5 protein-coding genes are annotated in these 7563 nt (G+C 73.7%); 2 read left to right on the top strand and 3 right to left on the bottom strand.

Annotated elements, in window-relative coordinates; genetic code table 11:
- Positions 1 to 410: 410 nt before the first annotated feature.
- Positions 411 to 1661: an MFS transporter gene (locus AB0C69_RS34410; RefSeq protein WP_360359231.1), complete on the bottom strand. Its 1251-nt coding sequence runs from the start codon at positions 1659 to 1661 to the stop codon at positions 411 to 413.
- Between the two features lie 254 nt (positions 1662 to 1915).
- Positions 1916 to 2437 carry a hypothetical protein gene (locus AB0C69_RS34405; RefSeq protein WP_360359228.1) on the bottom strand — a complete coding sequence of 174 codons (522 nt, stop codon included), beginning with the start codon at positions 2435 to 2437 and terminating at the stop codon, positions 1916 to 1918.
- 438 nt (positions 2438 to 2875) lie between these two features.
- On the opposite strand from AB0C69_RS34405, the gene lon reads away from it, so the two are divergent.
- Together lon and AB0C69_RS34395 are read left to right on the top strand one after the other, a co-directional pair.
- The gene (gene lon, locus AB0C69_RS34400) at positions 2876 to 5272 is read left to right on the top strand and encodes an endopeptidase La (protein ID WP_345184567.1); all 2397 of its coding nucleotides are present in this window, start codon (positions 2876 to 2878) and stop codon (positions 5270 to 5272) included.
- Between the two features lie 126 nt (positions 5273 to 5398).
- Positions 5399 to 5884: a VanZ family protein gene (locus AB0C69_RS34395; RefSeq protein ID WP_345184565.1), complete on the top strand. Its 486-nt coding sequence runs from the start codon at positions 5399 to 5401 to the stop codon at positions 5882 to 5884.
- On the opposite strand, the gene AB0C69_RS34390 is transcribed toward AB0C69_RS34395, so the two are convergent.
- Positions 5881 to 7392 carry a nitroreductase family deazaflavin-dependent oxidoreductase gene (locus AB0C69_RS34390; protein ID WP_360359223.1) on the bottom strand — a complete coding sequence of 504 codons (1512 nt, stop codon included), beginning with the start codon at positions 7390 to 7392 and terminating at the stop codon, positions 5881 to 5883. The two genes, AB0C69_RS34395 and AB0C69_RS34390, sit on opposite strands and share 4 nt — an antisense overlap.
- Between the last annotated feature and the right edge of the window lie 171 nt (positions 7393 to 7563).

Here is a 7563-nt window from a genome sequence, read left to right as displayed (position 1 = left end):
CCGGACCGGCGGCGCGGCTGCGCGCCGCGGCCGGTCCGGCCAGTGGGGGCGCCGGTGCCGCGGGGGCGAGCGGCACGGGGCCCGGGGGAGGGAGGCGGCGCGGGGACGGTCCGGTACGGCCGAGGACCCGAGGTGTGTCGCCGTGCCCGCCCTCCGCGGCACCCGCCGGGGGGCGGGGGCGGCCGCGGCGCGGTACGTCGCGAACGTTCTCGGCCGTACGGACCGGGCCGCGCGGGGAACGGGACGCGGAGGCGGCCCGGTTCGCGTGTTCGCCACGGTTCATCTGCCGCCTCCTGACGTTCTACCTGGGGCTTTGCCGCCCGAGTACCTGCCGTTCACCCTGCGTCACGATCTCGTTGCGTTAGGTACCCTCGCGTCATGCGCGCGTAAACCGGCCCCCAGGCAAAGAATCAAGATCGCGAAGGGGCCTTTGCCTCCGCGTTGCCCCGCCGGCCCGCGGGTCCGGTGCCCCCGGGACGGCGCAGCAGGTGCCGGGCGAGCGCGACGCCGGCCAGCAGGGCGACGAGCAGGCACACGGCCGTCCAGCCGAACCGCGTGCAGGCGGCCGCTCCGAGCCACGATCCGGTGCTGCCGCCGAGGAACGCGCACGTCATGTAGGCGGTGTTGACGCGGCTGCGGGCGTCCGGGCGCAGCGCGAAGATCCGCGCCTGGTTCGCGATCATGCCGGACTGCAGCGCGACGTCCAGCAGCAGCGTCCCGGCGCCGAGCGCCGCGAGCCCCGGCGCCCCGCCGAGGGCGCCCAGCGTCAGCACCCCGGCCGCCGCGAGCGTCCCGGTGATCGCGACGAGGCTGACCGGGTCCGGGCCCCGCCGGTCCACCCGGCGTCCCGCGGCGGGCATCGCGGCCATGGTGCCGGCGCTGACCAGCGCGAGGACGCCGACCGCCTGCGCCCCGAGCCCGTACCCGGGGCCCGTGAGATACAGCGCGAGGCCCGTCCAGACGGCCTGGAACCCGCCGAAGAGCGTCGCCTGGTAGAGGCACGACCGCCGCAACTCCGGTTCCTCGCGCAGCAGCCGCAGCGGCGCGGCCAGCAGCGCCGGGTAGGACTGCCGCGACGGCGGGACGGTCGCCGGCAGCGTGAACGCCAGCGCCGCCGCGATCGCCAGGGTGGCGACGGCGGCGATCAGGTACGGTGCCCGCCAGCCGAGCCACTCGCCGGCGAACCCGCCGAACGTGCGGGCCAGCAGGATGCCGCCGATCGAGCCGGCCAGCAGCGTCCCCATGACCGCGCCGCGCCGCTCGGCGGCCACCAGGCCGGCCGCCATCGGCGCGATGACCTGCGCGACGACGGTCGTGACCCCGGTCACGGCGCTCGCGAAGATCAGCGCCGCCAGCCCGGGCGCGGCCGCCGCGCCGAGCATCGCCGCGCCGGTGACGGCGAGCATCGCCACGATCAGCGGACGGTGCGGGAACCGGTCGCCGAGCGGCACCAGCAGGAAGTTTCCGGCTCCGTACCCGAACTGCGCCGCGGTCACCACCAGCGCCGCCGAGTCCGGCGCCACGTGCAGCCCGGACGCGATGAGCGGGCTCACCGCCTGCGGGAAGTAGATGTTCCCCACGGCGACGCCGCAGGTCAGAGAGAGAAGGAAGAGCGTGCGGCGGTCGATCGAGGCGTCCGCCGCGGGCAGGGGAGAAGACAAGGATGCTCCACGTCGAGTCGACACCGGCGCGGAATCCGCGCAGGCCGGGACAGCGGGGGATCGACCCCCCGCCGGAATCGCCTCGGCGTCGTGGAGCGGTGCCGGCCTAAGCCGCCGCGCGCCTCGTCGCCGAGACGCCGGTAGTGGCCTTGCCGGAAGCGGTGTACACGCGCGACCTCCCGTAGCGCATCCAAGATCTTCGCGCCGACCCTGGCATGCGCCCGACCCCGCCCGCAACGGGTTTTCCGTGAGCCTCAGCGCGCGTGGGGCTCGTCCATGTTCCAGGCGGCGGGCAGGTCGCCCCCGCACACGGCGCAGACGTAGTGGTCGTCCTTCACGATGTTGCGCTGGCGGCACCGCCGGCACCGTCGGAACACGATCGGGTGGGTGAACTCGGGGGGACGTTCGAGGCCGGCCCGGTCGAGAGCCGCCGCGACGGCCGTCCAGGAGGACGGGTCGGGGCAGTAGCCGGTCGACTGGTTGCTGATCTCGCTGACCGTCCAGGCGCCCCCGCTCGCGGCGAACGTGATCTCACCCGCGCCCAGCACGGGCTCGCGGCCCGAGCAGGCGACGTGCTCGCTGCGCTGCGGGGCCAGGCGCAGCGTCCCGCCCAGGTCGACCACGTAGGTGAACGGTTCCCCCGCGTCCTGCGCGGTCTGCCCCGCCAGCCAGACGGCGAGGTCGCCCGGCGACCCGATCGCCTGGCCGCGCCGCCCGGGCCGTGCCTGCTCGAGGATGTCGGCAGGGCCGACATAACGGTATTCGCGCACCCTCACCGGGCCCAGGGCAGCGCCGAAGGCGGACACGGCCGGCGCGACCGTGCGCCATGCGCATCGGCGCGGGCTGGTGGAGGGGTCACCGGCGACCGCGCGGGGGCCGGCGGCGGCAGCCCGCGGACCCGCCCTCGCCATCCGCCGCGCTCAGCGCCCGCAGTTCGCTCCATGCGCCGAGCCTGCCACGTCCGGGCACGGTCGCGTCAGAGTGTTCGCTCGATGGCCTGTTGCTGGAAGGCGCCGCTTTCGTATCGCGTGATGGCGTCGATGCTGCCGCCGCGGCTTCTCGCGCCCCAGAGGCGCCGGCCGAGTGCCAGGACGGCCTCTCGGGGTGTGATCGCTGAGAGCGAACGTTGCTGCGGAAACAAAATGCTGCTCCGTTTTCTTGAGTGTGAGTGACTCAATCTTGCGGTTGGGTGTCCTACTGAGTTGGAGCTGAGCATGAGCGAGACCCTGACGCTGCCGGTGCTGCCCCTGGAGGACGGGGTCGTTCTGCCCGGCATGGTGGTGCCCCTGGACCTGTCGGAGAGCGGCGAGGTCCGGGCCGCCGTCGAGGCCGCGCGGGCGGTGGCGCAGACCAAGGGGCCGGGCATCCGGTCGGCGGCCAAGCCGCGCGTGCTGCTGGTGCCCCGGCTGAACGGGCAGTACGCCGGCATCGGCACGCTCGGCGTGATCGAGCAGGAGGGGCGGCTGCCCGGCGGTGAGCCGGGCGCGGTCGTCCGCGGCGTGCAGCGGGTGCGGATCGGCACCGGGACGACCGGGCCGGGCGCGGCGCTGTGGGTCGAGGGGACGGCGGTGGAGGCGCCGCCGGCGACCGGGCGGGCGCAGGAGCTGGCGAAGGAGTACAAGGGGCTGGTCAGCGCGATCCTGCAGAAGCGGGGCGCCTGGCAGGTCGTGGACGTCGTGCAGCAGATCGACGACCCCTCCACGCTGGCCGACAACGCCGGGTACGCGCCGTACCTCACCGACGAGCAGAAGATCGAGGTCCTGGAGACCGTCGACCTCGTGGAGCGGCTCACCCTGGTGATCGGGTGGGCGCGCGACCACCTCGCCGAGCTGGACGTGGCGGAGACCATCCGCAAGGACGTCCAGGAGGGCATGGAGAAGACGCAGCGGGAGTTCCTGCTGCGCCAGCAGCAGGAGGCCATCCGCAAGGAGCTGGCCGAGCTGAACGGCGACCCGGCCGACGAGGAGGACGACTACCGGGCCCGGATCGAGGCCGCGAACCTTCCCGAGAAGGTGCGCGAGGCGGCGCTGAAGGAGGTCGACAAGCTGGAGCGGTCGTCCGACGCCTCGCCCGAGGGCGGCTGGATCCGCACCTGGCTGGACACCGTCCTCGACATCCCGTGGAACGAGCGGACCGAGGACGCCTACGACATCGCGGGCGCCCGGGAGATCCTGGACGCCGACCACGCCGGTCTCGACGACGTCAAGGAGCGCATCGTCGAGTACCTGGCCGTGCGCAAGCGGCGCGAGGAGCGCGGCCTGGGCGTCGTGGGCGGACGCAGGAGCGGCGCGGTGCTGGCGCTGACCGGCCCTCCCGGAGTCGGCAAGACGTCGCTGGGCGAGTCGGTCGCGCGGGCCATGGGACGCGAGTTCGTCCGGGTCGCCCTGGGCGGCGTCCGGGACGAGGCCGAGATCCGGGGGCACCGCCGCACGTACGTGGGCGCCCTCCCGGGGCGCATCGTCCGGGCCATCCGCGAGGCGGGGACGATGAACCCCGTCGTCCTGCTGGACGAGGTCGACAAGGTCGGCGCCGACTACCGGGGCGACCCGACCGCGGCGCTGCTGGAGGTCCTCGACCCCGAGCAGAACCACACCTTCCGGGACCACTACCTGGAGGTGGAGCTCGACCTGAGCGACGTGCTGTTCCTCGCCACCGCGAACGTGGTGGAGGCGATCCCTGGGCCGCTGCTCGACCGGATGGAGCTGGTGCAGCTGGACGGCTACACCGAGCACGAGAAGGTCACCATCGCCCGCGACCACCTGCTGCCGCGCCAGCTCGACAAGGCGGGGCTGGAGGCGTCCGAGGTGGCCTTCGGCGACGACGCGCTGCGGCTGCTGGCGGCCGAGTACACCCGGGAGGCCGGCGTCCGGTCCCTGGACCGCTCGATCGCGCGGGTGCTGCGCAAGGTCGCGGCCAACGTCGCGCTCGGGAAGGCGGCGCTGCCCGTCCGGATCGGCGCGGACGACCTGAAGGACTACCTCGGCCGGCCGCGGTTCACCCCGGAGGTCGAGCTGAGCAGGAACGAGCGCCGCACCGGCGTGCCGGGCGTGGCCACGGGCCTCGCGGTCACCGGCGCGGGCGGCGACGTGCTCTACATCGAGGCGTCGCTGGCCGACCGGGAGACCGGCGACACCGGCGTGACGCTCACCGGCCAGCTCGGCGACGTCATGAAGGAGTCGGCGCGCATCGCGCTCAGCTACCTGCGCTCGCGCGGCGCGGAGCTGGAGCTGCCGGTCGGCGACCTGAAGGACCGCGGCGTGCACGTCCACGTGCCCGCCGGGGCGATCCCGAAGGACGGCCCGAGCGCGGGCATCACGATGACGACGGCGCTGGCGTCGCTGCTGTCGGGACGCCCGGTGCGCTCGGACGTGGCGATGACCGGTGAGGTGTCGCTGACCGGGCGGGTGCTGCCGATCGGCGGGCTGAAGCAGAAGCTGCTGGCCGCGTCGAGGCTCGGCATCACCACCGCGATCGTGCCGAAGCGCAACGAGCCGGACCTGGAGGACGTCCCGGCCGAGGTGCTCGACACGATGACGGTGTTCGCCGTCAGCGACGTCCGCGAGGTGCTGGACCTGGCCCTGGAGCCCGCCACCACCCCGGTCGCCGTCTGATCGCGGCGCGCGGAACGCCCGTGCCGGGTTCGTCCCGGCACGGGCGTTCTGACTTCAATGGACTATCCGGTCGCCCGAAACCCGGGACCGTGCATGGACCGCGGCGGACGGGGCAGACCGCGCCGCGTGTTGGTCGAGATGTGGCAGCCCGCAGCAGCGGGCGAGAGGGTCCCTTGGTACGTCGTCGCCCTGCGCGCGTTGGTCGTCATCATCGCGTTGGGCTTTCTTGGCGTCTTCTTCTATTTCGCGTTCAGGCTCACGCTGACGCCCGTCCATGACAACGGGCAGGCAGGCGGGAACACCGATCCCGGCAGGTCGCTCCGGTTCTATATGGACCGCCCGACGAAGGAGGCCCTCCTCCAGATCGGCGGCAACGTGATACTCCTGGCGCCGCTGGGAGTGCTGCTGCCCCTGGTCTGGACGACCCTCCGCGGCCCCCTGCGGCTGGCGCTGGTGAGCGGCATGCTCTCGCTGGCCATCGAGACGGTCCAGGGCACGTTCGTGATGGGACGGGCCTTCGACGTCGACGACGTCATCCTGAACGTCATCGGTGTCGTGCTCGCCTACCTGCTCCTTGGCCGGCGGCTCTCCAGGACCCTCCGCGGCCGTTAGCGGGGGGTCAGGCGGAAGACCCTGAGCTGCCGCTCGGTGCGTTCCACGTAGCGGTCGTAGACGGGCCAGACGGCGGTGAGGCGAGGCCAGATCTCCTTGCGCTCGACGTCGTCCAGGAGGTGGGCGGTGACCGGGACGGTGCGGCCCTGGAAGCTGACCTGCGCGCCGGGGTTCTTCAGGAGGTTGCCCGTCCAGGCGGGGTGCTTCTCCCGGCCGAAGTTGGATCCGACGACGTACCAGCCGCCCTCCCGGTCGGGCAGGCACGCGAGCGGCGTCTGCCGTTGGAGGCCGCTGACGGCGCCGGTCGTCGTCAGCACGAGGCTCGGCACGAGGAGCTGGCCGAGCATGAGCCGTCCGCCGGTGAGCCGGTGCAGCGTCCGGTCGACGGGCGGGACGATCTTGGGCCCCACCCGGGAGAACCATTCGGCGCCCGAGACCCGGTGGAAGACCGGGCCGAAGGTGCGCTGGACGAGGGTCGGCATCGGGGCCTCCTTGGCGGCGAGCCGTCCGGCCCGGCGCGGATTCAGATGGCCGCTCTCGGCCAGCCAGCGCAGGCCGTCGGCGACGGTCTCCTCGACGGGGCGCAGCGTGAGCCCGAGGGCGTCCAGGACGGGGCGGTCGTCGGTCGGCACCAGCGTGACCATGAACTCGGCGGCGTCGCGGGTGAGCGGGTAGTCGAAGCGGCGGACGCGCTTGGCCGCGTCGAGGACGGAGCCCAGCGCGAGCATGACGCGGCTGGGCACGCGGACGCGGCGGCACCGGACGCCGGTGAGGCGGTCGCACAGGTCGGCGTACTGCGGCCAGGTCAGGTAGTGGCCGCCGAGCACCCAGCGGCTGGGGCCCTGCCGCGCCTGGACGGAACGTGCCAACGCCTCGCCGAGGTCGCGGACGTCGACGACTGAGACGCCGCCGCCCGGAAGCGGCCACACCTTGCCGAGCGCGGCGGCGAGGCCCTCCATCAGCGCGTCCAGCGTCGGCTGGTTCGGGCCGCACACGCCGCCGGGGTAGACGATGGTGACCGGCGCGCCGTCCTCCTGGAGGCCGCGCACGTAGTGCTCGGCCGCCAGCTTGGACCGGCCGTAGTCGGTCCGGGGGCTCGCCAGGGCGCCGTCCGCGGTGATGACGGGGCCGGACGGCGGGACGAACACCGCGATCGTCGACACGTGGACCACCGGCGCCAGGCCCTGCGCGACGGCGCCGCCGACCACGTTGCGGGTGCCCCGGACGTTCACCTCCACCAGGTCGCCGGCGCCTCCGGTCACCCCGATGGCCGCGGCGGTGTGGATCGCGGCGTCGCAGCCGCGGAGCGCCTCGGCGACCGCGTCCTCGTCCAGCATGTCGCCGGGGACGAGTTCGACGTCCCCGGGGTCGACGCCGACCGCGCGCAGGACCTGCGCCGCTCTGGCAGGGTCGCGGACCAGCGCGCGGGGCCGGTGCCCGGCGGCGAGCAGGGCGCGGACGGCGTGGGACCCGACGAACCCGGAGGCGCCGGTGACGAAGATCCGCATAGGGCAAAACTAGCGCTTGGTATGCCTCCGGCGACAGCCGAGCCCCGAGTAAGGGCCGGGATTTCGGACACCTCCATTACCGGAGAGGCGGACGGTCGGGGCGTTGACGCTTCTGGAACGCTCCATCAGACTCGTGTCTCCATCTGACCGCCCACCGGGAGGGGATCGATG

The sequence above is a fragment of the Actinomadura sp. NPDC048032 genome, assembly GCF_040653175.1.
Classification (GTDB): domain Bacteria; phylum Actinomycetota; class Actinomycetes; order Streptosporangiales; family Streptosporangiaceae; genus Spirillospora; species Spirillospora verrucosospora.
The sequence above is the reverse complement of the archived record's forward strand: the minus strand, read 5'-3'. Positions and strand labels throughout refer to the sequence as shown.

What these genes read in the sequence shown, in the direction of transcription:
- AB0C69_RS34390 (WP_360359223.1), bottom strand. Translation starts at nt 7,392, where the DNA reads ATGCGGATCTTCGTCACCGGCGCCTCCGGGTTCGTCGGGTCCCACGCC.
- lon (WP_345184567.1), top strand. Translation starts at nt 2,876, where the DNA reads ATGAGCGAGACCCTGACGCTGCCGGTGCTGCCCCTGGAGGACGGGGTC.